At 74.2% G+C, this 24,103-nt stretch carries 19 protein-coding genes and 1 pseudogene; 7 read left to right on the top strand and 13 right to left on the bottom strand.

All coding sequences use genetic code 11. The features are described from left to right. A pseudogene (locus MBSD_RS15315) lies at positions 1–338 on the top strand (DegT/DnrJ/EryC1/StrS family aminotransferase); the annotation flags it as partial. Here MBSD_RS15315 and MBSD_RS02605 read toward each other — a convergent pair. The 5 genes from MBSD_RS02605 to MBSD_RS02585 form a co-directional block, all read right to left on the bottom strand. Continuing rightward, the gene (locus MBSD_RS02605) at positions 335–1,186 is read right to left on the bottom strand and encodes an arginase family protein (protein ID WP_062534791.1); all 852 of its coding nucleotides are present in this window, start codon (positions 1,184–1,186) and stop codon (positions 335–337) included. The pseudogene MBSD_RS15315 and the gene MBSD_RS02605 overlap by 4 nt on opposite strands. Next, positions 1,164–2,309, bottom strand: coding sequence for a peptidogalycan biosysnthesis protein (locus tag MBSD_RS02600; RefSeq protein ID WP_082306434.1), 1,146 nt, complete (start codon positions 2,307–2,309; stop codon positions 1,164–1,166). The genes MBSD_RS02605 and MBSD_RS02600 overlap by 23 nt, the downstream gene beginning before the upstream one ends. Next, positions 2,306–3,157 carry an alpha/beta hydrolase gene (locus MBSD_RS02595; protein ID WP_237071729.1) on the bottom strand — a complete coding sequence of 284 codons (852 nt, stop codon included), beginning with the start codon at positions 3,155–3,157 and terminating at the stop codon, positions 2,306–2,308. The genes MBSD_RS02600 and MBSD_RS02595 overlap by 4 nt, the downstream gene beginning before the upstream one ends. 128 nt (positions 3,158–3,285) lie before the next feature. Further along, positions 3,286–3,594 (bottom strand): hypothetical protein, encoded by a 309-nt coding sequence (locus MBSD_RS02590; protein ID WP_062534779.1) that lies wholly within the window; start codon positions 3,592–3,594, stop codon positions 3,286–3,288. Between the two features lie 145 nt (positions 3,595–3,739). Beyond that, positions 3,740–5,647 (bottom strand): M61 family metallopeptidase, encoded by a 1,908-nt coding sequence (locus tag MBSD_RS02585; protein WP_062534777.1) that lies wholly within the window; start codon positions 5,645–5,647, stop codon positions 3,740–3,742. A gap of 370 nt (positions 5,648–6,017) precedes the next feature. On the opposite strand from MBSD_RS02585, the gene MBSD_RS02580 reads away from it, so the two are divergent. Continuing rightward, positions 6,018–7,139, top strand: a complete 1,122-nt coding sequence (locus MBSD_RS02580; RefSeq protein ID WP_082306433.1) for a GGDEF domain-containing protein — start codon at positions 6,018–6,020, stop codon at positions 7,137–7,139. 10 nt (positions 7,140–7,149) lie between these two features. On the opposite strand, the gene MBSD_RS02575 is transcribed toward MBSD_RS02580, so the two are convergent. After that, on the bottom strand, positions 7,150–8,631 hold the full coding sequence (locus tag MBSD_RS02575; protein ID WP_062534775.1) for an amino acid permease: 1,482 nt from the start codon (positions 8,629–8,631) through the stop codon (positions 7,150–7,152). Positions 8,632–8,812: 181 nt separating this feature from the next. Here MBSD_RS02575 and MBSD_RS02570 point away from each other — a divergent pair, with 181 nt between their 5' ends. After that, a complete protein-coding gene (locus tag MBSD_RS02570; RefSeq protein ID WP_187300538.1) occupies positions 8,813–10,624 on the top strand; it encodes a putative 2OG-Fe(II) oxygenase in 1,812 nt (603 codons plus the stop codon). 12 nt (positions 10,625–10,636) lie between these two features. Here MBSD_RS02570 and MBSD_RS02565 read toward each other — a convergent pair whose 3' ends face one another. Then, positions 10,637–12,355: an alkaline phosphatase family protein gene (locus tag MBSD_RS02565; protein ID WP_082306435.1), complete on the bottom strand. Its 1,719-nt coding sequence runs from the start codon at positions 12,353–12,355 to the stop codon at positions 10,637–10,639. A gap of 137 nt (positions 12,356–12,492) precedes the next feature. Between MBSD_RS02565 and MBSD_RS02560 the strand changes: the two genes are divergently transcribed. Beyond that, positions 12,493–14,490, top strand: a complete 1,998-nt coding sequence (locus MBSD_RS02560; protein ID WP_062534771.1) for a bifunctional 2',3'-cyclic-nucleotide 2'-phosphodiesterase/3'-nucleotidase — start codon at positions 12,493–12,495, stop codon at positions 14,488–14,490. Positions 14,491–14,508: 18 nt separating this feature from the next. Here the strand turns inward: MBSD_RS02560 and MBSD_RS02555 are convergent, their stop codons facing one another. The 4 genes from MBSD_RS02555 to MBSD_RS02540 all read right to left on the bottom strand — a co-directional run bounded on the left by MBSD_RS02555 (position 14,509) and on the right by MBSD_RS02540 (position 19,534). Further along, a complete protein-coding gene (locus tag MBSD_RS02555) occupies positions 14,509–16,173 on the bottom strand; it encodes a putative bifunctional diguanylate cyclase/phosphodiesterase (protein ID WP_062534769.1) in 1,665 nt (554 codons plus the stop codon). Continuing rightward, a complete protein-coding gene (locus MBSD_RS02550) occupies positions 16,173–16,568 on the bottom strand; it encodes a response regulator (protein ID WP_062534767.1) in 396 nt (131 codons plus the stop codon). Before MBSD_RS02550 ends, MBSD_RS02555 begins: the two co-directional genes overlap by 1 nt. Continuing rightward, positions 16,565–18,679 (bottom strand): response regulator, encoded by a 2,115-nt coding sequence (locus tag MBSD_RS02545; protein WP_062534765.1) that lies wholly within the window; start codon positions 18,677–18,679, stop codon positions 16,565–16,567. Before MBSD_RS02545 ends, MBSD_RS02550 begins: the two co-directional genes overlap by 4 nt. Before the next feature lie 132 nt (positions 18,680–18,811). After that, positions 18,812–19,534: an aspartate/glutamate racemase family protein gene (locus MBSD_RS02540; protein ID WP_062534764.1), complete on the bottom strand. Its 723-nt coding sequence runs from the start codon at positions 19,532–19,534 to the stop codon at positions 18,812–18,814. Between the two features lie 254 nt (positions 19,535–19,788). On the opposite strand from MBSD_RS02540, the gene ubiA reads away from it, so the two are divergent. Beyond that, entirely contained in the window at positions 19,789–20,682 is an 894-nt protein-coding gene (gene ubiA / locus MBSD_RS02535; RefSeq protein ID WP_062534784.1) for a 4-hydroxybenzoate octaprenyltransferase, read from the top strand. A 15-nt stretch (positions 20,683–20,697) separates the two neighbouring features. Here the strand turns inward: ubiA and MBSD_RS02530 are convergent, their stop codons facing one another. Together MBSD_RS02530 and MBSD_RS02525 are read right to left on the bottom strand one after the other, a co-directional pair. Continuing rightward, entirely contained in the window at positions 20,698–21,003 is a 306-nt protein-coding gene (locus tag MBSD_RS02530) for a YciI family protein (RefSeq protein WP_062534782.1), read from the bottom strand. 71 nt (positions 21,004–21,074) lie between these two features. After that, entirely contained in the window at positions 21,075–21,776 is a 702-nt protein-coding gene (locus tag MBSD_RS02525; RefSeq protein WP_062534781.1) for a ComF family protein, read from the bottom strand. A 224-nt stretch (positions 21,777–22,000) separates the two neighbouring features. Here MBSD_RS02525 and bioB point away from each other — a divergent pair, with 224 nt between their 5' ends. Then, positions 22,001–23,116, top strand: a complete 1,116-nt coding sequence (bioB, locus tag MBSD_RS02520) for a biotin synthase BioB (protein ID WP_062534762.1) — start codon at positions 22,001–22,003, stop codon at positions 23,114–23,116. A gap of 52 nt (positions 23,117–23,168) precedes the next feature. Then, positions 23,169–24,103, top strand: a 935-nt coding sequence (locus tag MBSD_RS02515) for an 8-amino-7-oxononanoate synthase (RefSeq protein WP_062534761.1), incomplete at its 3' end; no start/stop codon positions are given.

The raw sequence follows: 24,103 nt of genomic DNA, 5'->3' as shown, positions 1-24,103 counted from the left end.
GGCGCGCGCGCCTGGCCGCGCTGCCGGGCGTGCGCGTGCTCGACGACGGCGGCCGCGGCGAAGGCGTCTGGCCGTTGCTGATGCTGCTGCTGCCGGACGCGCGCGTGCGCGACGCGGCGCTGGCGCGGCTGTGGGGCGCGGGCCTCGGCGTCAGCCGGCTGTTCGTGCACGCGCTGCCCGACTACGCCTATCTCGCCGGCGCGGTGCCGCAGGCGGCGGTGCCGAACGCGCGCGACCTCGCCGCGCGCATGCTGACGGTGACGAACAGCCCCTGGCTGGACGACCCGGGCTTCGAGCGCATCTGCCGCGCGCTGGAAACGGCGCTCGCGGCAGGCTAGCCCAGCGCGGCGAGCAGCCGCGCGTTCAGCGCCTGCTGCCGCGCCTGCCAGGCGGCGAGTTCGGCGGGGTCGACCGCCGGCTGCGCGTCCAGCGCGCTCAGCCAGCGCTTCCAGGGCGTGCGGTAGCGGTAGGCGGAGACCTCGCCGGTGATGTCGCTGCCGACGATGCGGCCGCCGAACGCGCGCAGCGCGTCGAGCAGTTCCGCCTCGCGCAGCACGCCCTGGTCCCAGTTGGTGCGCACCACCGCGGGATCGAGCACGTCCTTGTCGATCGAGACGTACAGCGGGCCGCCGCGCAGCGCGCCGGCCAGCGCCTGCAGCAGCGACGCCGCGTCGCCGAAACGGCGCACCGCGCGGCCGAGGCCGAGGCACCGCGCCCAGCGTGTGTCGGCGCCGATGCACCAGTAGGTCAGCCGGCCGGCGTACAGCGGCAGCAGGCGATTCTGCCAACTCTGCGCGGGGCCGACGTCGGCGGAGGTGATGCCGACCACGTGCACGTGCGCGACGTGCGGCAGGCGCGTCGCCGCGCGCACCCACGAGCCGCAGTGCACGCCGAACGGAAAGCGCATGTTGTCGGGGTGGTTGTCGAACACCACCACCTCGAGCGGCGCGCGCGCCGCGCAGCGCTCGATCAGCAGCAGGCTGACGTGGTGGAAGTCGCCGCTGCCGAGCAGCGCGGTGCCGTGCGTCGCGGGCAGACGCGCGGCGAACAGCTCGCGCAGGCCGCGCAGCGTGCGCCAGCCGCAGCCGAAGCGCACCGCCTCCTGCCAGTCGCCCAGCGCCAGCCGGACGGCGCCGGGCACCGCGCCGGCGGAACCGTCGAAATCAAGGATCAGCGGCGTGCGCACCGGGGCGGGCCTCGAACCAGGCGCGGTCGCTCTCGAAACGGCCGGCGAAGCGGCGCAGCAGCGCGCGCAACGCGCGGCTGCGCGCGTACACCGCGTGGCGGGTGAAGGTGAAGCGCGCGCCCAGCGCGGCCTTCACCTCCGGGTCGGTCCAGCCGGCCACGTAGTGGCGCAGGCCGCGCGCGCGCGCGTACTCGAGGTTGTGCATCCAGCTCACCGCGTACAGGTTGTGCGCGCGCGCCTCGGGATAGGCGAAGCCGACGTACTTGTCGATCAGCGCGCCGCCGTGCGCGTAGCACAGGTTCCAGCCGATCAGCCGGCCGGCGTGACGGTAGGCGAACACGATGCCGCCGCTGCCGGCGTCCTGCAGCACGGCGCGGAAGAACGCCGGCGTCAGCAGGTCGAAGTGCACCTCGCTCTGCCGGTACACGGCGAGGTAGAGCGCGTAGTAGTGCTGCAGCACCTGCGGATCGCGGAAGCAGTCGGCGCCGGTGGGCAGCGCTTCCACCTCGAGGTCGGCGCGCGCGCGCAGCTTGCGGCGGATGTCGCGCCGGCGCGCGTGCGACAGCCGCGCCAGGAAGGCGTCGGTGTCGGCGAAGTCGATCGGCACGTAGGCCAGCGCCTGGCCGGCCAGCAGCACGCAGCCCGCCGCCGCGCAGGCCTCGGCGAAGTCGGCGGCGTAGCGGTTGTCGGCGGCGCCGAGCAGCGGCGAGTCCTGCGGGATGTCCTTGACGATCAGGAACGGCTGCGCCGGCGCGTGCGCCTGCAGCAGCGCGTCGACCGCCGCCGCGGCGTCGCGCCCGCGCGGCAGCGGCGCGTATTCGGATACGGTGGTGCCGACGAAGCAGGTGCGCGGGCGCAGCAGCTCGCGCCAGCGCGCGTACAGCGGCAGGCGCTCGAGCAGGCGGCGGGTCGCCGCGTCGGCGGTGGTCGTGAGGTCGAAGCGGGCGCGGAACGCGGGCACGCCGATGCAGGTGACGAAGGCGGCGAAATCCTGCGGCGGATGCGCCAGGAACGCGCGCAGCAGGCCGGGGGGTTCCAGCAGGTTGCCGAGCGGCGGCAGGCCGGCGACGTCGGAGGGCTCGTCGTCGATCGGCAATGCCGGCAGCGTCGGGGCCCGGCTCATGCCGCGGACGCCGCGGCGCGCTCACGTGCCGAGACGATGCGCCCGAAGAAGTCGGCGGAGCAGGCGATCACGCGGTCGCGCTGCTGATCGACGGTGATCATGTGGTAGCTGTCGTCGAGCAGCACGGTCTCGACCGGGCCGGCGACGCTGCGCGCGACCAGATGCGCGTTGTCGACGCTGGCGACGTCGTCCTCGGCCGCGTGCATCACCAGGCATGGCGCGCGCACGCGGCCGAGCTGGCGGCGCATGCCGGCGGCGAGCCGGTAGAACTCCGCCAGCGACGGCCACGGGTTGCCCGGCAGGCCGGCCGCGGCGCTGTCGCCGGCCAGCATGCTGCCGGCGATGCGCTGGCGGATGCGTTCGTCCTTGATGCCGTACGGGAAGCTTTCCATGAACCGCCGCCGCCGGCCGATGCCGAGGCGGGTCAGCAGCGGCAACAGGAAGGACAGCCGCGCGATCGGCGGGATCGACCAACCGTCGTAGCGGAAGGTGGTGCCGTAGGCGGCCACGCCGTCGACCTCGTGCGGGCGGTCGGCGGCCAGCTTCAGCGCCAGCACCGCGCCCATCGACAGGCCGGCCACGAACAGGTGGTCGACGCGCCGGCGCAGCGCGCCGGCGGCCTCGCCGACGCTCGAGTACCAGTCGCGCCAGCCGGTGCGCAGCAGGTCGGCCTCGTCGCCGCAGTGGCCGGCGAGCTGCATGCCGTGCACGGTGTAGCCGGCGCGATGCAGGCCCTTGCCGACGAAGCGCATCTCGGCCGGCGTGCCGGTCAGCCCGTGCACCAGCAGCACGCCGGCGCGTCCGCCCTGCAGGAAGAAATCGGCCTGTTTGATGCGCGTGTGGGTCACTGCCGGTCACCGTGGCTGGGAGCGCACAGCATCCCGGCGCAGCCTTTCGGGGCGCTTTCCGCCGGCGGGCGGGGCGCGATCGCGCGCGGGCGCCGCGGCCCGGCGCCGCCCGCCTCGGCAGCCGCGATTCAGGCCTGGGCGGCGGCGAGGCGCAGCAGGCCGTGCAGGGTGCGGCACAGCTCGTCGCGCGAGCCGTGGATGCCGAGGCGCTCGGACAGCGCGCGCACCTGGTCGACGTCCTCGCCGCCGTCGTCGCGATAGGCGCAGGCGGCGAGCACGTCGGCGTCGAGCAGGCCGATGCTGGAACCGTCCTCGAGATCGATGGCGAGATCGCGCAGGCCGCGGCCGCTGGCGGAGCGCCAGCGCAGCGCACGCACGCGCGGCGCCAGATCGCGCAGGTCCTGCACGGCGACGGTGCTGTGATGGAACGAGCCCATGGCGTACCCCCTGTCGCCCGCACGGCGGCGGGCCCTACCCTTGGGGGAGCAATCTTGGCGCCAGCGGCGCGTTCAAGGTTGTGAACATGCGTGGCGGAGCCGGCGCCGGCCGCCCGCGGGGGCGGCCGGGCCTCCGCCGCGCGGCTCAGCGCCGCGGCGCCAGGATCGCCGAGAGGCGGTCCGGCGCGCCGGGGATGCGCTCGAGGTGCGGATACTTCAGGCCGTCGTGGTAGTCGACGCGCACCGTGCGGTAGCTGTCGGCCGACTTGATCAACAGCTCGATCGGCGCCTGGCCGGTCTTCGCCGCGGTGATCGCGTCCTTCAGCCGCTCGGCCTTGTACTCGCGGCCGTCGACCGCGACCAGCGTCGCGCCGCTGGGCACGCCGGCCTTGAACGCCGGGCCGTCCCAGCGCACGTCGACCAGCTTTCCGTCCTTGTTCGCCACCACGATGCCGAGCGAGTAGGTGAAGTCGGCGACCTTGCGCTCGGTTTCGTAACCTTGGGTCATCGCGCTGGGCTTGTCGGTGTAGACCAGCTTCCAGCCGGCGCGGGCGAGGCCGTCCAGCGGCGGCGCGTGCGCGTCGAGGCGCTGGCGCAGGAAGCCCGCCCAGTCGTGCGGCGCCAGCGCGTCCAGCGTCGCGACCACGTCGTCGAAGGTGTAGGTCTTCACCGTCCAGACGCCGTCGTCGACGCCGAAGAACGCGCGCGCGAAGTCGTCCAGCGAGCGCTTGTCGCGGGTCAGCTCGCGCAGCTCGGTGTCCACCGCCAGCCAGATCAGCTGGCCGGCGCTGTAGTAGTCCTCGCTCATCTGGTAGTTGCGGAACGGCAGCGGCCGCCGCATGGCGATGATCGGGTCGTTGGTGGTGTCCTGCACGTTGCGCCAGTCGAAGCCGGGGCGGTTGTCGGCGTAGGTGGCGGCGACGCTGGCCAGGGCGTCGCGCGTCTGCTCGGCCGTCCACAGCCCGGAACGCGCGGCCAGCACGTAGCCCCAGTACTGCGTCTGCCCCTCGTACACCCACAGCAGGCTGTCCTGCATCGGCACGTTGAAGTTGGGCGTGGCGAGGTCGGCCGGGCGGCGGAACTTGCCGTTCCACGAGTGCGTGTACTCGTGGGCGAGCAGGTCGCGCTCCGGCGCGCTCTTCGCCCAGTCGGTGAAGTAGCCGGGGCCGACGCCGTTCTCGCTGGAACGGTGGTGCTCGAGGCCGATGCCGCTCAGGTTGTCGGACAGCGCCAGCAGGAAGTCGTAGTGGTCGTAGTGGCGCGCGCCGAACAGCTTGTAGGCCTGCCGCACCAGCGCGCGGTGGATGGCGAGCTGGTCGGGCTTGATCGCCAGGGCTTCGGGCGCGTCGGCGACGATGTCCAGATGCACCGGCACCTGGGCGCCGGGATCGAGGTCGACGCGCTTGAAGTGGCGGCCGGCGAACATCGGCGAGTCGATCAGGGTGGCGAACGGCACCGGCTTGAACGTGGTGCTGGCGCCGTTCCGCGAAGCCACCTCCAGCGCGGTGCCGAACTGCCAGCCTTCGGGCAGCGTCACGCTGGGCGCGACCGTGATCAGGCGGGCGTCGTGGCCGGCGGGATACAGCGCCACCGCGTTCCACTGCAGGTTCAGCATGTCCGGGGTCATCACCACGCGGCCCTGGCTGCGGTCCTGCGGCGACAGGTACTGGAACTCCACGGCCAGCGTGCCGACGCCCTGCGGCACGTCGACGTGGAAGGCGTAGACGTCCAGCGGATCGCGCGTCCACGGCAGCGGCTTGCCGTCGGCGCTGACGACGAGGCCGGCGAACTTGTCCAGCGGGCCGGTGGGCGAATGGTTGCCGGGGATCCACTGCGGATAGAGCAGGGTCAGCGGCCCGGGCTGCACCGGGATCTCCTCGCGCACGCGGAAGATGCGCCGCGCCACGTCGCTGGCGTCCACGGCCAGCTTCAGCGTGCCCGGATAGGGCGTGTCGGCGGGCGCCGGCACGGCGGCGCGGGCACGGGGTGCGCCGGCGCAGGCGGCGGCGCACAGGACGGCGGCGAGCAGGACACGGTGCGGCGAGGCGTTCATGGCATCCCCTGGATGGTTGGACCGGCCGCGGCGCCGCGCAGGGCGCGCAGCGGGTGGTCCGCGATGCTAGCAGCGGGCCGCGGGCGGACGGTGCCCCAAAGGTCACGGGGCGCGCGCTCGCGCCGCCGGCCGCGGGGGATCAAGATAGACCGGCCCGGGGAAGACGCAGGCCGCGCCGGGGTGGGCGAAGGAAGGGTGGCGGGCGTTCTGACGAGGAGCACCGCGCCCCCCGGGCGGCCTGCGTCGCGCGACGGTGGCAGCCTCCCGTCTCGCGGGCTGCGACGGCACGGCTTGAACAATTGCAACGCTCCCGGCGATTGGCCCGAGTCTTGCGAGTACTCCCGCCCGGAGACCTACCAACGGCAATCGCATGACCCACGAGAGTTCCCCGCGCCCGGCGCAGACCGAGCCGCCGCCGCTGCTGCCGGGATCCCATCCCAGCGAGCGGCACGCGTTCTTGCACTACCTCGGCCAGCACATGGGCGCGACCATGCGCCTGATGATGCTGACCGGCGCGGTCGCCTACTTCGCGTTGGTGGCCTGCGGCGAACTGGTCGGCCACAGCGGCGTGCCGCTGCTGCTGCGCGCGGCGCCGCTGCTGCCGCTCGTCGTCATCGCCTGGCGCGCCTTCTTCATCGCCGATCCGCTCCGGCTGAGCGTGCTCGGCCTGGTCGCGGTGGTGGTCGTCGAGGTCGGCATCGGCCTGAACGGCTACAAGCACTCGCAGGGCGCGCTGTGGGTGCTGCCCGCCTACGTGATGGTGCCGCTGGCCACCGGCGCGGTCTGGCTGTGGCGCTGGGACTTCATCCTGGCGATGGCGCTGTCCGTGCTCGGCCCGCTGCCGCTGCTGCTGGCCGACCCGGCCATGCCGACACTGCTGGCCGAGTACCTGATGTACATGGGCATCGCGCTGGTCGCCGCAGTGATCGTGCACAGCCTGATGGACGACGTGCTGCACAAGCATTTCCGCCTGGAGCAGCAACTGCGCGAGCGCGCCTACACCGACGACCTCACCGGCCTGCTGGCGCGCAACCGCTTCCTCGAACTGGCCGCGGCGCGCCTCGCGCACACCGTGCACCAGGGCGGCCCGGTGTGCGCGCTGTACCTCGACGCCGACCACTTCAAGCAGATCAACGACCGCCACGGCCACGCGCTGGGCGACCAGACCCTGGTCGCCCTGGCCGACGTGATGCGTCACCATCTGCGCCCGCTGGACCTGATCGGACGCGTCGGCGGCGAGGAGTTCGCCGTGCTGCTGCCCGGCCTGGCCCAGGACGAGGCGGTCGCCGTCGCCGAACGCATCCGCCAGGCGATGCACGGCATCCGCCTGCCCGACGGCACGCTGACCGTCAGCATCGGCGTGGCGGCGCAGCTGCCCGAGCAGAGCCTGCACGAGCTGCTGGCCGCCGCCGACGCCGCGCTGCGTCAGGCCAAGCGCAACGGCCGCGACCGCGTGGAGATCGCCGGCACGCTGTCCGCGCGCTTCGCCTGAGCCGCCGTCCTCAGCCCTGCCCTGCCGCCATGCCCGCCGCGGCGGGCGCGGCCGCGCCCGCGCGCGCCAGCCGGCTGTGGCGGATGCCGTAGCCGAAATACACCAGCAGGCCGAGGCCGACCCAGACCAGGAAGGTCATCCAGGTGATCAGCGCCAGCTCGCTGAGCAGCCAGATCGAGAAGCCGATGCCGAGCAGCGGCACCACCGGCACCCACGGCGTGCGGAACGCGCGCGGCAGCTCCGGCCGGCGCCAGCGCAGCAGCAGCACCGAGCTGCAGATGACGATGAATGCCGACAGCACGCCGATGTTGACCAGCTTGGCCACCTCGCCCAGCGGGAACAGGCCGGCGACCAGCGCGGTGAACACGCCGATCGCGATGGTCGGCCGGTGCGGCGTGCCGTAGCGCGGATGCACGCGGGCGAACCAGCCCGGCAGCAGGCCGTCGCGCGACAGCGCGAACCAGATGCGCGCCGCGCCCAGCATGAAGGCGAACAGCACGCTGGCGATGCCGACCACCGCCGACACCGAGATCGCCGAGGCCACCCAGCGCAGGCCGAGCCCGCGGAACGCGTCCGCCACCGGCGCGTCGGTGTTGAGCGTGTCGTAGTGGGCGATGCCGGTCAGCACCAGCGAGACGGCGAGGTACATCGCCATCGACACCGCCAGCGACAGCAGCACCGCGCGCGGCAGGTCGCGCTGCGGGTTCTTCGCCTCCTCCGCCGCGGTGGTCAGCGTGTCGTAGCCGAACACCGCGAAGAACACCACCGCCGCGGCGGTGGCCACGCCCTGGAGACCGTAGTGGCCGACGCCGTCGGCGTCGAAGGTGCGCTCGGGGATGAACGGCACCCAGTTGGCGGGGTCGATGTAGAACGCGCCGACGCCGATCACGAGCGCCACCGCGATCACCTTGATCGTCACGATCAGCGTGTTGAAGCGCGCGCCCCACTCGGTGCGCATCACCAGCAGGGCCGCCACCGCCAGCGTGGCCAGCGCGGCGATCACGTTGAACACGCGGCCCTCGCCGGTGCCGATCGCGCCCTGCGCCCACACCGGCAGCGACCAGCCGGTGATGTCGGTCAGCGCCGCCTGCAGGTAGCCCGACCAGCCGATCGCCACCACCGCGACGATCAACGCGTACTCCAGCAGCAGGTCCCAGCCGATCAGCCAGGCGACCAGCTCGCCCAGCACCGCGTAGCCGTAGGTGTAGGCGCTGCCGGTGACCGGGATCAGGCCGGCGAACTCGGCGTAGCACAGCGCCGCCGCCGCGCTGGCGATGCCGGCGATGATGAAGGACAGCGCCACCGCCGGCCCGGCGTTGAGCGCGGCCTGCTGCCCGGCCAGCACGAACACGCCGACGCCGATGATGCCGCCGATGCCGATCGCGGTGAGCTGCCACAGCCCGAGCACGCGGCGGAAATCCCTGCGCGTGCCGATCTCCGCCTGCAGCTGCTCGACGGTCTTGTGCCGCGTGAGTTGCGCGAACAGTCCCATGAGGCCCTCCCCCCGGACATGAAAGCGCCGATGATAGCCGCTCGCGGCGCGCGCGCATGGGCCGTCCGCCATGGGCGCGCGGCTTGCCTGCGCCCGGGGGCGCGGCGAGACTAGGTCGCGGACGCCCGCTTCGCCCGCGATCGGCGGCGACCGCGCGCACCGTCCAGCGAAGGTGATACCGATGCAACCGATGTCGCAGCCGCCGCGCGAACTCGAGGAGGCGCGCGCGCTGATGCACGCGCGCCGCTTCGCCGAGGCGCGCCTGCGCCTGGAGCGGATCGTCGCGGCGGCGCCGCACTGGCTGCAGGCGCACTGGCTGCTCGGCGGCGCCTGCGTCCAACTGGGCGACCTGTCCGCCGCGGAGCGCGCCTTCCGCGCCATCCTGGCGCTGGATCCGCGCTGGACGCCGGCCTACGTCGCGCTGGGCGAACTGCTGGCGCGCGGCCCGCGCCAGCAGGAAGCGCTGGCCGCGCTGCGCCAGGCGCATGCGCTGGATCCCGGCTTCCCGCGCGCGGTCGCCGCGCTGGCGCACTACCTGCGCGAGCACGGGCAGGCCGCGGAGGCGCTGGCGCTGCTCGACGACGCCGCCCGCCGCGGCGTCGCCGATGCCGAGCTGTCGATCGAGCGCGGCTACGCGCTGCAGGCGCTGCGGTGCGCCGACGACGCGCTGGCGAGCTTCCGCCGCGCCGCGGCGCAGGCCCCGGCCAGCGCCGCCGCGGCGCGCCACCTCGGCGCCGCGCTGCTGGCGGCCCATCGCTACGCGGAAGCCGGCGACGCGTTCCGCGACGCCATCGCCAAGGGCGAGGACACGCCGGAGCTGTGGCTGGCGCTCGCCCACGCCCGCGTCGGCCACGACGCGTTCGCTGCCGCCGAGGCGGCCTGCCTCGAGGCGCTGCGCCGCCATCCCGGTCATGCCGAGGCGCACCAGCGGCTCGCCGAGGTGCGCTGGCTGTGCAGCGGCGATCTGGCCGCGGCCACCGCCGCCCTCGACGCGGCGCTGGCCGCGCGTCCCGAGGCGGTCGACCTGCTCGCGCTGAAATCCGCTTTGCACGCGGCCGCCGGCGACGAGGCCGGCGCCTATGCGCTGGCGGCGGACGCGGCGGCGCGGCGCGCCGACGACGCCGGCCTGCAGATCGGCGCGGCGCACGCCGCGCTGCGCGTCGATGCGGCGCGCGCGGTGGCGCATGCGGAACGCGCGCTGGCGCTGGCCCCGCGGCATCCGGCCGCGATCGCCGCGCTGGCGGACGCGCAGCTCGCCGCCGGGCGCGCCGACCTCGCCGAACGTTGCGCGGCGCAGGTGCTGGCGACGCAGCCCTATGACCAGCACATGCTGGCCGTGCGCGCGACCGCGTGGCGGCTGCTGGGCGACGCGCGCTATCGCGCGCTGTACGACTACGCGACGCTGGTGCGCGCGCGGCCGATCGACACGCCGCCCGGCTGGCCGGACCTCGCGGCCTACCTCGCCGACCTCGCCGCCAGCCTGCGCCGCCTGCACGTCACGCGCGCGCATCCGCTCGACCAGTCGCTGCGCCACGGCAGCCAGACCACCCACGACCTCGCGCGCGCGGACGACCCCGCGATCCGCGCGTTCTTCGCCGCCATCGACGGCCCGATCCGCGAGCACATCGCCGCGCTGGGCGCCGGCGACGACCCCGTGCGCGCGCGGCGCCGCGACGGCTACCGCCTCAACGGCAGCTGGTCCGTGCAACTGCGCCCGGGCGGCTACCACACCGACCACATCCACGAGCTCGGCTGGCTGTCCTCGGCCTGCTACATCGATCTGCCGCCCGGCATGGGCGAGCGCGACCGCGAGGGCTGGCTGCGCTTCGGCAAGCCCGGCCTGCCGACTTCGCCGGCGCTCGAGGCCGAGCACTACGCGCGCCCCGAGCCCGGCCTGCTGGCGCTGTTCCCCTCGTACATGTGGCACGGCACGCAGCCGTTCGGCGGCACGCGCACGCGGCTGACCATCGCCTTCGACGTCGTGCCCGCCTGAGGCACGCCCGCCCTATCGGCCCGCGGCGTCGAGCAGCGCCCGGTAGCTCGGCGGGCTCACCGGCACGCCATCGGCGTCGCAGCCGCCCAGCCGGCACAGCGCGCCGCGGATCGCCGGGTCGTGCTGCGTGATCACGTGGAAGATCGCGTTCTGCTCCAGCTCGCCGTGGAACGCCGCCGCGCCGGGGCCGCGCGCGAAGATCGCCACGTCCTCGCCGCCGTGGGTTTCCGACGGCATCGGGTGCGTGGCTTCCTGCAGGTAGTCGGGATCGGCGGTGTCGACCTTGGCGAGATCCGGGCGGCCGTCGCGGATGCCCTGCGCGGTCCTGTACTCGTGCGGGAAGTGCTTGGGCCCTTCCGGCTGGCGGTCGGTGGCGCCGGTGTAGCCCGGGCCGGAGGCGAAGCCGAGCGTGGTGTACGGCAGGCCCAGCGCGTCGCGCGTCAGGCCGGCGCCGCCTTCCTCGTCGTAGCTGTCGGCGGGGCCGCGCACCAGGCCGAGGATCGGATTGCCGCGCGCGGGGTAGCCGGCGAAGGTCATGGTGTGGCTGTGGTCGGCGGTGACGACGATCAGGGTGTCGTCGGCCGAGGTCATCTCGACCGCGGCCTGCACCGCGTCGGCGAAGGCCACCGTCTCGTCCAGCGCGCGGTAGGCGTTGCCGGCGTGCAGCGCGTGGTCGATGCGCCCGCCTTCCACCATCAGGAAATAGCCGCGCGGATTCTTCTGCAGCACGCGCAGCGCGGCGCGCGTCATCTCGGCGAGGCTGGGCTCGCCGGCGGGGTCCTGCGCGCGCTCGTGCTCGTAGCGCATGTGCGAGGGCTCGAACAGGCCGAGCAGATGGTCGACGCGCGCGTAGTCGAGCGCGGCGAGCTGCCTCGCGTTCCACACGTACGCGCTGGCCGGCTTGCGCAGCCATGCGGCGGTGAGGTCGCGGCGGTCGCGGCGGCGGCCGGCCTTGCCGGGATATTCGGGGTCGGGCGCGCCGGCCGGCAGGAATTCGCTGCGGCCGCCGCCCATCGCCACGTTCAGGCCGTCGCCGATGGGGAAATCGACCAGCTGCGCGGCGAAGTCCTTGCAGCCGGCCGCGCGCGCCGCCGCGGGCAGTTCGGCGTCCACTTCCCAGTTGCGCTCCGGCAGGTGGCCGTAGGTGGCCGCCGGCGTGGCGTGGGTGACGCGCGTGGTGGTGATCGCGCCGACCGACTGCCCGGCCAGCTTGGCCAGCTCGAGCGCGGTGACCAGTTCGTGGCCCTGCGCCGAGGCGCAGTCGCCGCGGCGCGCGGCCTGGTCGACGCCGATGAAGCCGGCCTGCGTCTTCACGCCGGTCATGATCGCGGTCATGGTGCCGGCGGAATCGGGCGTCTGCAGGTTGGTCTCGTAGGTGCGGCTGAGCGCGGTGAACGGAAAGCGCTCGAAGCTGAGGCGATAGCTCTCGCCGTCGACGCCCAGGCGCTGGCCCGCGAACACGTGCGCGGCGGCGATGGTGGGGATGCTCATGCCGTCGCCGAGGAACACGATCACGTTCTTCGCCTGCGGCTGCGCGCCGATCGCGTTGGCCGCCGCCGCGGCGGCGCCGGCGCGGAACCACCAGGCGGCGGTTTCGCCCGCCGGGCGCGCGATCGCCGGCACCTCGATCGGCGCATGCGCGCTCGGGGCGGTGGCGGCCGGCGCGCCCGCGCAGGCGGCGAGCAGCAGGGCGACGGCGCCGGACAGCGCGCGGCGCAGGAACGTGGGCATGCGGATCACGGCGAATCTCCCCGGCAAACGACGCGCCAGAGTATCGCGCGGCCGCCGCGGCGAGGAGATGACGAACGGCGGTCGCCGCGGCGCCGCGGGATTCTGCTAGCGTTGGCGGCTCGCCGAGGAGCATCGCCATGCATGCACGCACGCCGTTCGCCGCGCTCGCCGCCGCCCTGCTGCTCGCCGGCTGCGCGACGCCCGCGGCGAAGAACGCGCGCATCCCCGACGGCACGCGCGCCGACCTCGCCCTGCTCGAGACCACCGATCTGCACGCGAACGTGCTGAGCTACGACTACGACCGCCTGCGGGACGATCCCACGCTCGGCTTCGAGCGCGTCGCCACGCTGATCCGCCAGGCGCGCGCGCAGTTCCCCAACACGCTGCTGTTCGACGACGGCGACACCCTGCAGGGCACCGCGCTGGCCGACTACCAGGCGCTGGCGAAGCCGCTCGGCTGCGACGAGGAGGCGGCGATCTACCGCGCCATGGACGCGCTCGGCTACGACGGCGGCACCATCGGCAACCACGAATTCAACTACGGCCTGGCGTTCCTGTCGCAGGCCACCGGCACGCCGATGGACGTGCCGGGCGCGACGCCGCGGCGCTGCGCCGGCCCGCACTACCCGCTGGTGCTGTCCAACGTGTTCGGCGCCAGCGACGGCAAGCCGCTGTACGCGCCCTACCATGTCGTCGCCCGCACCTTCACCGCCTACGCGCCCGACGGCAGCAAGCTGGAGGTGCCGCTGAAGATCGGCATCCTCGGCTTCACGCCGCCGCCGATCATGGACTGGGACCACCGCAACCTCGCCGGCAAGGTCACGGTGGAAGGCGTGGTCGAAGCCGCCGAACGGTACCTGTCCGAACTGCGCGCGCAAGGCGTCGACCTGGTGGTGGCGATCTCGCACGGCGGCCTCGATGCGGCGCCGTACACGCCCGGCATGGAGAACGCCAACTGGCACCTCGCCGGCGTGCCCGGCATCGACGCGATCCTGCTCGGCCACTCGCACGACGTGTTCCCCAATCCCGATCCGGCCTCGCGCTTCGCGCGCATGCCGGAGGTGGACAACGCGCGCGGCTTCGTGCGCGGCGTGCCGGCGGTGATGGGCGGCTTCTTCGGCAAGGATCTCGGCGTGATCAAGCTGGCGCTGGCGCGCCGCGACGGCCGCTGGGTAGTGGACGAGGCCGCCACGCACAGCGAGGTGCGGCCGATCTGCGCGCGCGAGCGCGCCTGCGTGGCGCCCGATCCGGCGATCGCGCCGCTGGTGGCGGCGGCGCACCGGGCGACGATCGCCTACGTGCAGACGCCGATCGGCCGCAGCGACTTCCGCATGAGCACCTACTTCGCCGACGTCGGCGACGTCTCCGCGCTGGCCGCGGTGGCGGCCGCCGAGCGCGCCTACGCGGAGGACTGGATCGCGCGCGACCACGCCGACCTGAAAGGCATCCCGGTGCTGGCCGCGGCGTCCGCCTTCAAGACCGGCTTCGGCGGCCCCGGCGACTACACCGACGTGCCGGCGGGCCCGCTCTCCATCCGCAGCGCCGCCGATCTCTACCTCTACCCGAACACGCTGGCCGTGGTGAAGCTGGACGGCGCCGGCGTCGAGGCCTGGCTGGAGAAGTCGGCCGAACGCTTCAACCGCATCGATCCGGCGAAGACGGAGCCGCAGCCGCTGATCGACCGCCGCGTGCCCGGCTACAACTTCGACGTGCTGTTCGGCGACCTCGACTACGCGATCGACGTGACGCGGCCCGCCGGCCGGCGCATCGTCGCGCTGCGCTGGCGCGGCAAGCCGGTGGACCCCGCGCAACCGTTCCTGGTGGTGACCAACAACTACCGCGCCTCCGGCGGCGGCCGCTTCCCCGGCCTCGACGGCGCGAACATCGTGCTGAGCGCGCCGGACACCAACCGCCAGGCACTGATCGGCTGGATCCGCGCGCACGGGACGCTGCGCCGCGCCGACCTGCCGGCGCGGCCGTGGCGCTTCGCGCGCGTCGCCACCGCCGGGCCGGTGACCTTCGCGAGCGCGGCGGACAAGGCGGACGTCGCGCGCGCCGCCGGCCTCGCGGGCGTGCGCCAGCTCGCCGACCACGGCGACGGCACCGCGACCTACGCGATCGACCTCGCGCGCTGACCGCGGCGCGATCCGGCGTCATCCGCCGAGGCGCGCGCGCAGTGCGTCCGCGTCCATCGGCCGGCCGGTCAGGTAGCCCTGCACCAGGTCGCAGCCGACATCGCGCACGACCGCGAGCTCCTCCTCGCGCTCCACGCCTTCGGCGATCACCACCAAATCCAGCGATTTCGCCAGCGCCACCATCGCGCGCAGCACCTTGGCGGTGCGCGGCTGCTGGTCGACGTGGCTGACGAAGCTGCGGTCGATCTTCAGCGCGTCGCAGTGGATCTGGCTGATGTGCGTCATCGAGGAGAAGCCGGTGCCGAAGTCGTCCAGCGCGATCTTCACGCCGCGCGCGCGCAACTGCTCCATCGCGTTCACGCAGGCGGGCATGTCGTGCATGACCATGGTTTCGGTCAGCTCCATGCGCAGGCGGCCGGCGCAGTCCTCGTCCAGGCCGGCCTCGATGCGCCCGACCAGCCCCTCCGCCGCCAGCGTCTCCGCGGTGACGTTGGCGCTGAGCGCGAACACCGGCGGCAGCCAGGATTTCCACGCGCGCAGCGTGCGGCAGGTGTGCTCCAGCACCCACTCGTCGATCGCCTGGATCAACGGCGAGCGCTCGACGGCGTACAGGAAGCGTCCCGGCGTCCACAGGCCGTGCCGCGGATGCGCCCAGCGCAACAGCACCTCGGCCGCGACCGGCCGCAGCGTGTCGATCGCGCAGATCGGCTGGAAGTGCAGCACGAACTCGTCGCGCGACAGCGCCCGCTCCAGCTCGGCGTGCAGCCGCAGGGCGTCGCGCATCGACTCGCGCATGCCGGGGGTGACGATGCTCAGCCGGTTGCGCGCCTGCACCGGCACCTCGCGCGCGGCCGACATCGCCAGGCCGAGCAGGTCGTCGGCGCCGGGCGCATCGTCGCCGAAGCGCGCGAACGCCAGCCCGATCGACCAGCGCCCCGGCGCCGCCGGCCGGGCTTCGGCGGTCGCGCCGCGCGCCAGCGCCTCGAGTGCGGCGGCGACGCTGTACTCGCCCTCCGTCACCGGCAGGATCAGCGCCAGCGCGTCCGGCGCCACCCGCGCCAGCGTGTCGACGCCCGGCAGGCGAGCGTTGATCCGCTCGGCGAAGCCGGCCAGCCGTTTCGCCACGCCGGCCTCGCCCGCGCTGACCATCACCTGCGCATGGTCGTCCATCACGATCGCCGCGAGCGCGGAGCGCCGGCGCAGCGCCAGCGCCTGCTGCAGGCGCTCCAGCAGCACGCTGCGGTTGAACAGCCCGGTTTCGCCGTCGAAGCGGCGCAGGTAGGCGCGCTCGCTCTCGCGGTGGCGCCGCTTCTCCAGCGCCGAGGCGACGCGCGCGCGCAGCAGGGCGACGTTCACCGGCTTGGCGAGATAGTCGTCCGCTCCGAGTTCGATGCAGCGCACCACCACGTCCATGCTGTCGTTGGCCGAGACCATCACCACCGGCAGATCCGGCAGGCGGTCCGCCTCGTGCAGCGCGCGCAGCACCGCCGCGCCGTCCAGCCCCGGCATCATCGTGTCCAGCAGCACCAGGTCGGGCGGTTCGGCTTCGATGCGGCGCAGCGCCTCGTAGCCGTCGCGCGCCTCCTCGATGCGCGCGTAGCCGAGGCGGCGCAACTGCCGCACCAGGGTGTAGCGGGCGTCGTCGTCGTCGTCGACGACGAGGATGCGGGAGGCGTCGCCCATCATGGCCCGCCGCCCCCGCCGTGCGCCCGCGGCGCCAGCGCGCACTCGATCGCCTCGCGCAGGCGTTGGAAGTCCAGCGGCTTGGGCAGGAAGGCGTTGGCGCCGGCCGCCAGCGCGCGTTCCGCCTCGTCCTTCAGCACGTGCGCCGAGAGCACGATGATCGGCACGTCGTCCGGCCGCTCGCCGCGCCGCACGGCATCGAGAAAGGCCCAGCCGTCCATGCCGGGGAGCTTCAGATCGAGCAGCACGAGGTCGTAGCGCCGCCGCGCCAGCGCGCGCAGCCCCTGCTCGGCGCTGGCGACGTGGTGCACCGCCAGGCCGTCGCGCGCCAGCCGCCGCTGCAGCAGGTAGGCGTTGTTGTCGTCGTCTTCGACGCAGAGGACCGCGATGCTCATGGCGCCTGCAGCGTGCGTTGCGGGTCCAGCGCCGCCAGCGTCGCGCGCACCCGCGCCAGCATCGTCTCGAGGTCGCCGCCGCACTTGCGCACGAACTCCACGGCGCGCCGGTTCAGCGCCCGCACCTGTTCGGGCGACAGCTCGGCGGCGCTGACCAGGATCACCGGAATCCGGTCCAGGCGGGGGTCCTCGCGCATCGCTTCCAGCACCGCCATGCCGTCCAGGTTGGGCATCATCAGGTCGAGCAGCAGCAGGTCGGGCGGCTGGCGCCGCAGCGCCGCCAGCGTCTCGAGGCCGTCGGGCGCCTCGCGCACGCGCCAGCCCTCCGTCTGCAGACGGCGGACGATCTGGCCGCGGAATTCCGCGTCGTCGTCGGCGACGACCACGTGCGGCGCGTGCTTCGGCCGCACGAACCGGCGCGCCAGCGCGAGCAGATGCTCGCGGTCGAACGGCTTGATCATGTGCTCGACCACGCCGAGCGACGCGGCGCGCCGGTCGGCGTCGGTGATCGTGCAGACGATCACCGGCAGGTGGCGCGTCGCCGGGTCGGCGCGCACCGCCGTCAGCACGTCCCAGCCGCTCATGTCGCCGAGCAGGATGTCCAGCACCAGCAGCGCCGGCCGCGCCTGCCGCACCAGCGCCAGGGTTTCGGCGCCGGAACCCGCGGCGCGCACCTCGAACCCTTCCCGCTGCAGCGCGCCGGCGATCAGCATCCGCGCGTCGGGTTCGTCGTCGGCCACCACGATCAGCTCGCGGCGGTCGGCCGCCGCGGCGCGCGCCACGGCCTCGTGCGCGCGGGCGAGCGGGCCGTCCAGCAGCGGCAGGCTGAGCGTGAACACCGAACCTGCGCCCGGCGTGCTGGCCACGTCCAGCGCGCCGCCCATCAGGTTGCAGAGCTGCCGGCAGATGCTCAGGCCGAGGCCGGTGCCGCCGAAGCGGCGCGCGATCGTCTGGTCGGCCTGGCGGAACGGCTCGAAGATGCGCTCCATCTGCTCCGCCTCGATGCCGATGCCGGTGTCGGCGACGGCGATCACCAGCCGCGAGCCGTGCGCGTCGTGGACGGTGTCCACGTCGACGCGCACGTCGCCGGCGCGGGTGAACTTGCAGGCGTTGCTCAGCAGGTTCAGCAGGATCTGCTTGACCCGCGTGCTGTCCAGCGACAGCACGCCGGGGTCGTCGGCGTAATGCACCTCGATGCGGTTGCCGTTGGCGTCGGCCAGCGGTTGCACCACCCCGACCACGGTGTCGATCAGGTCGTGCAGGCGGCAGGGCTCGGGATGCAGCTCGATGCGCCCTGCCTCGATGCGCGACAGGTCGAGGATGTCGTTGATCAGCGCGAGCAGGTGGCGGCCGGCGGCGACCACGCGCCGCATCGGTTCGGCGAAATGCGCCTGGCCGCGCTCGGCCAGCTCCTCGGCGACCAGCTCGCTGAGGCCGATGATGGTGTTGAGCGGCGTGCGCAGCTCGTGGCTCATGTTGGCCAGGAACGCCGACTTGGTGAGGTTGGCGGCCTCGGCCTCGGCCTTGGCCAGGCGCAGCGCCTGCTCGAGGCGCACGTGCGCGGTGATGTCGACACGCAGGGCGGCGATGCCGGTGACGTTCCCCTGCGCGTCGCGCACGGGGAAACGCTTGGCGAGGAAGACGTGCTCGCCGTCGGGCATCGGCACGGTCTCCTCGTGGCTGGTTTCGCGGCCGCTTTCCATCACTTCGCGGTCGCGCGCCATCACCTCGGCGGCGGACTCCGCCGGCAGCAGGTCGGCGAGGCGCGTGCCGAGCATCTCCGCCACCGGGCGGCCGAAGCCGGCGGCCACCGCGTCGTTGGCCTCGACGATGCGGCCCTCGCGGTCCTTGACGGTGATCAGCAGGCCCGAGTAGCGGAACAGGTCCTGCTGCAGCCGCGCGCGGTCGCGCAATTGCGCGTGCAAGCCGCCGAGGCGCCGCAACAGCACGGCGATCCAGCCGGCGGCGCCGATCAGCGTGAGCTCGACCACCGTCGCCAGCGGCGTGTTCAGCGGCGCGGCCAGCATCCCCGCGGCGGCGACGGCCAGCACCAGCAGCACGTAGATGCCCGCCAGACGCAGCGCGAGCGGTCCGCCCTTCCGTTCCGGCATGGCCACCCCCCTGGATCGCGGAGCGGACGCGGAGGCCGCCGTCGGCGCGCCGACCGGCTTCCGCCCCGCTTCCCCCGGGAGACGCTAGCACCCGGCGGCGGCGGGCGAAAGGGGAGATGCCTGGCGCCGCTGCTAGGCGGTCAACGCGGCGTGCGGCGCCGGCTCGCGCGCGAACGCGGCCTCGACCAGCGCATCGGCGTGCAGCGCGGTGGTGTCGAACAGCGGCAGGCCGCCGTCGCCGGCGCCGAGCAGCATGCAGATCTCGGTGCAGCCGAGCAGCACGCCCTGCGCGCCGTCGGCGGCCAGGGCGGCGACGACCGCGCGGTAGCGCGCGCGCGAGTCCTCGCGGATGTCGCCGCGGCACAGCTCGGCGAAGATCACGCGGTCGATTTCGGCGCGCGCCTCGGCGTCGGGCACCACGGTCTCGATGCCGTGGCGGGCCAGGCGTTCGCGGTAGAAGTCCTGCTCCATGGTGAAGCGCGTGCCGAGCAGGCCGGTGCGGCGGATGCCGGCGGCGCGCAGCGCCCGGCCGGCGACGTCGGCGATGTGCAGCAGCGGCACGTCGACCGCCGCCTCCACGGCGTCCGCCACCTTGTGCATGGTGTTGGTGGCGATGCCGAGCACGCTGGCGCCGGCCGCCTGCAGCGCACGCGCGGCGTCGGCCAGCACGCCGCCGGCGCGCGTCCACTCGCCGGCGCGCTGCATGGCGGCGATCTCGGCGAAGTCCAGCGAATGCACGATGCAGCGCGCCGAATGCAGGCCGCCGAGGCGCTCGGCGACGCGCCGGTTGATGTGGCGGTAGTAGAGCGCGGTCGATTCCCAGCTCATGCCGCCGATCAGGCCGATGGTTTTCACGAGTCGTCCTCTCGCGGCTGCCGAGGCCGCACGCTCGGCACGATAGCGGCCCCGCGCAAGCGCGCCCTGACCGGCGGCATGGCGCGCGACGGGATTTCGTGCTTGGCGGGCCGGCGCGGGCGCCGGCTACACTGGTGCGCATGACCCCGCCCGCCCGACCGCGACGACCCCAGCCGCGCCCGGCGCCGCGCGCCGCGGCGCCGCAGCGGCCGCGCGCGGCGCGCCCGGAAGACAGCTCCAGCCGCGCCGCGCGCGTGCTCGAGCTGCTGCTGGCGCGTCTGCCGCCGCGCCTGCGCGACAAGGCGCGCGACTACCTGGTGCTGACGCGCATGGACCGCCCGGTCGGCGCGCTGCTGCTGCTGTGGCCGACCTGGTGGGCGCTGTGGCTGGCCGCCGGCGACTTCCCGCCGTGGAAGCCGCTGATCGTGTTCACGCTGGGCGTGTTCGTGATGCGCGCCGCCGGCTGCGCGATCAACGACTACGCCGACCGCCATCTCGACCCGCTGGTGCAGCGCACCGCCGGCCGCCCGCTGGCCAACGGCCGCGTGCAGCCGCGCGAGGCGCTGGCCGTGTTCGGCGCGCTGCTCGCCGTCGCCTTCCTGCTGGTGCTGCTGACCAACGCGCTGACCATCGAGCTGGCCTTCGTCGGCGCCGCGCTGGCGGCGGCGTATCCGTTCTCCAAGCGCTACACGCACCTGCCGCAGGTGGTGCTGGGCGCGGCGTTCGGCTGGTCGATCCCGATGGCGTTCGCGGCGGTGACCGACGGGCTGCCGCCGCTGGCCTGGCTGCTGTTCCTCGGCAACGTGCTGTGGTCGACGATCTACGACACCGAGTACGCGATGGTCGACCGCGAGGACGACATCAAGGCCGGCGCCAAGTCCACCGCCATCCTGTTCGGCGAGGACGATCTCGTCATCCTCGGCGTGCTGATGGGCACGTTCCTGCTGACCATGCTGCTGGTCGGCACGCGCGCGCAGCTCGGCTGGCCGTACGGGCTGGCGCTCGCCGCCGCCGCCGGCCTGTTCGGCTGGCAGCAGTGGACGATGCGCGACCGCGCGCGCGCGCACTGCCTGGCCGCGTTCCGCCAGAACAACTGGCTGGGCATGACGCTGTGGGCCGGCATCGCGCTGGCGCTGGCGCTGCGCTGAGCGCCGGCGCGGCGTTCAGCCGGGCGCGTCGAACAGCCCGGTGGCGGCGACGGCGGGATGCTGCTTGCTGGCGAGGAACTCGATCACCTCGTGGCGCGCCACGCCGGCGCGCGCGAAGGGGTCGTCGGCCAGCAGCGCGTCGAGGCGTGCGCGCGGCATCGCCCGCACCAGGATCACGCCGCCGGTGCGCGGCACCTTCGGTCCCGAGGCCAGGAACTCGCCGGCCGCGTAGTGGCGGTCGAGCCAGGCGCGGTGCGCCTCGAGCTGCGCGTCGACTTCGGCGAGCGGGCGCTGGTCGTAATGCAGGCTGACGATGTACATGCGGGTTTCCGGCGGCGGGAAAGCGCGCACTGTAGCGCCGGCGCGTGCGCACGATCCATCGGCCTGGGCGATCAGCGCGCCGCCGCGCGCGCCAGCGTCCACGCGTCGACGCGGGCGACGCCGGCGCGCTTCAGCGCGCGCGCGCATTCGGCCAGCGTGGCGCCGGTGGTGGCGACGTCGTCCAGCACGGCGACGTGCGCCGGCAGCGCGTCCGCCGCCACGGCGAACGCGCCACGCACGTTGCGCCGGCGCGCGGCCCTGCCGAGTTCCGACTGCGCATCGGTGGCGCGCACGCGGCGCAGCGCCTGCGGGGCCAGCGGCAGGCCGAGCGCGCGCGCCAGCGGCGCGGCCAGCTCCAGCGCCTGGTTGTAGCCGCGCCGGCCGAGGCGGCGGGCGTGCAGCGGCACCGGGATCACGCACATCGGCAGCGCCGGCGGCGCGCTCGCCTCGGCCCACAGCGCCGCCAGCGCGCGGCCGGCGGCGAGGTTGCCGCCGAACTTGAAACGCGTGACCAGATGGTCCAGCGGCCAGGCGTAGCGGAACGGCGCCCACGCCGCGTCCCACGGCGGCGGCCGGCGCTGGCAGGCGCCGCACAGCGCCGCCGGCGCCGGCAGCGGCAACGCGCAGCGCGCGCAGCAGGCGACGTTGCGCGGCAGCTCGGCGGCGCAGGCCGCGCAGAGATCGCGGTCGCCGTCGCCGCGCGCGCCGCACAGCAGGCACCGCGGCGGCAGCAGCAGGCGCAGCAGCGGCCGGGTGACGGCGGCGATGGACAATGCGCTCTCCTCGGGGTCGCCCGGTTTCACCGGACCGGGATGCCGTGGTCCGGCGCCCGGCGCGGCCATCCCCCGAGGCTGCCGCCATGCCGCGCTCCCGCCTGTCGGCCGCGGCCGGCGCGCGCCGTCGGCCGGCATCCCGTCAACCCGGAACACCGCATCGCGGTTGACAGTCTTCCGGCCCGCTGCGCACACTCCCGCCGTTCCCTGCCCGGAGTTGTCCCATGGCCAAAACCTGCGCCATCCGCCACGACTGGACGCGCGAGGAAGTGCTGGCGCTGTTCGCGCTGCCGTTCAACGAGCTGCTGCATCGTGCGCACGCCGTGCACCGGCAGCACCACGATCCCAACGCGGTGCAGATCTCGACGCTGCTGTCGATCAAGACCGGCGGCTGCCCCGAGGACTGCGCCTACTGCCCGCAGGCGGCGCGCTACCACACCGGCGTCGAGGCGCAGAAGCTGATGACGGTGGACGCCGTGGTCGCGCGCGCGCGCGCCGCCAAGGCCGCCGGCGCCAGCCGCTTCTGCATGGGCGCGGCGTGGCGCGGGCCGAAGGACCGCGACATCGACAAGGTCGCCGAGATCGTCGCCGCGGTGAAGGCGCTCGGCCTCGAGACCTGCGCCACGCTCGGCCTGCTGCGCGAAGGCCAGGCCGAGAGGCTGAAGGCCGCCGGCCTCGACTACTACAACCACAACATCGACACCGCGCCGGAGTACTACGGCGAGATCATCCACACGCGCGAGTTCCAGGACCGTCTCGACACGCTGGAACAGGTGCGCCGCGCCGGTCTGAAGACCTGCTGCGGCGGCATCGTCGGCCTGGGCGAGACGCGCGAGCAGCGCGCCGGCCTGCTGCAGGCGCTGGCCAACCTGCCGGAGCATCCGCAGTCGGTGCCGATCAACCAGCTGGTCGCGGTGGAAGGCACGCCGCTGGCCGACACGCCGAAGCTCGATCCGCTGGAATTCATCCGCACGATCGCGGTGGCGCGGCTGCTGATGCCGGCCTCGGTGGTGCGCCTGTCCGCCGGCCGCAGCGAGATGAGCGACGAGATGCAGGCGCTGGCCTTCTTCGCCGGCGCCAACTCGATCTTCTACGGCGAGAAGCTCCTGACCACCGGCAACCCCGACGTCGAGCACGACCGCGCGCTGTTCGCGCGCCTCGGCCTGCATCCGCTGGAAGTCGAATTCGAACCGGGCACGGCGCACGCCGACCTGCTGGGCGCGGAAGCGGGCTGCGGCGGCGCTTGCGGTTGCGGCACCGGCGCGGGCGGTTGCGGCAGTGGTTGCGGCTGCGCCGGCGAGGCAAGCTACGGCTGCGGCTGCGCCGGCGTCGCGGCCTGAAGCCGCGGCGGCGCGCGACGCGCATGGCTCCGGGATCGAAGCGGAGGTGCCCATGACACGCCCCGATCTGCTGCAGCGCATCGCCGCCGCGCAGGCCGACCTCGCGCGCGATCACCTGCTGCGCCGGCTGCGCACCGTCGAGGCCGCGGACGGCCCCTGGCTGACGCTGGACGGCCGCCGCCTGCTGTCGTTCGCCGGCAACGACTATCTCGGCCTGGCGCAGCATCCCGCGCTGCGCGAGGCGCTGACGACGGCGGCGTCGCAGTGGGGCGTCGGCGCCACCGCCGCGCACCTGCTCGGCGGCCATCGCGCGCCGCACGCCGCGCTGGAAGCGGCGCTGGCGGCGTGGACCGGCCGCGAGAAGGCGCTGCTGTTCTCCACCGGCTACATGGCCAACCTCGGCGTGCTCGACGCGCTGCTCGGCGAGGGCGACCTGTGCGTGCAGGATCGCTTGAACCACGCCTGCCTGATCGACGGCGCGCGTCTCGCCGGCTGCGAGCTGAAGCGCTATCCGCACGCCGACGCCGACGGTGCCGCGCGCCAGCTCGCCGGCGCGCCGGACGCCGCCGCGCTGCTCGCCACCGACGGCGTGTTCAGCATGGACGGCGACGTCGCGCCGCTGGCCGCGCTGGCCGCGCTGTGCAGGCGCGAGGGCGCGACGCTGATGGTCGACGACGCGCACGGCCTCGGCGTGCTCGGCCCCGACGGCGCCGGCAGCCTCGCCGCCGCCGGGCTGGCGCAAGCCGACGCGCCGGTGCTGATGGCGACGCTGGGCAAGGCGTTGGGCGTCGCCGGGGCGTTCGTCGCCGGACCCGCCGCGCTGATCGACGCGCTGGCGCAGTTCGCGCGCACCCACGTCTACACCACGGCGATGCCGCCGGCGCTGGCGGCGGCGACGCTGCGCGCGGTGGCGATCGCGCGCGCCGAAGGCGAGCGCCGCGAGCGCCTGGCGCGGCTGATCGCCCTGTTCCGCGACGGCGCGCGCGC

It is taken from the genome of Mizugakiibacter sediminis, from assembly GCF_000953855.2.
Classification (GTDB): Bacteria; Pseudomonadota; Gammaproteobacteria; order Xanthomonadales; family Rhodanobacteraceae; genus Mizugakiibacter; species Mizugakiibacter sediminis.
This window is presented reverse-complemented; position numbering and strand designations above follow the sequence as displayed.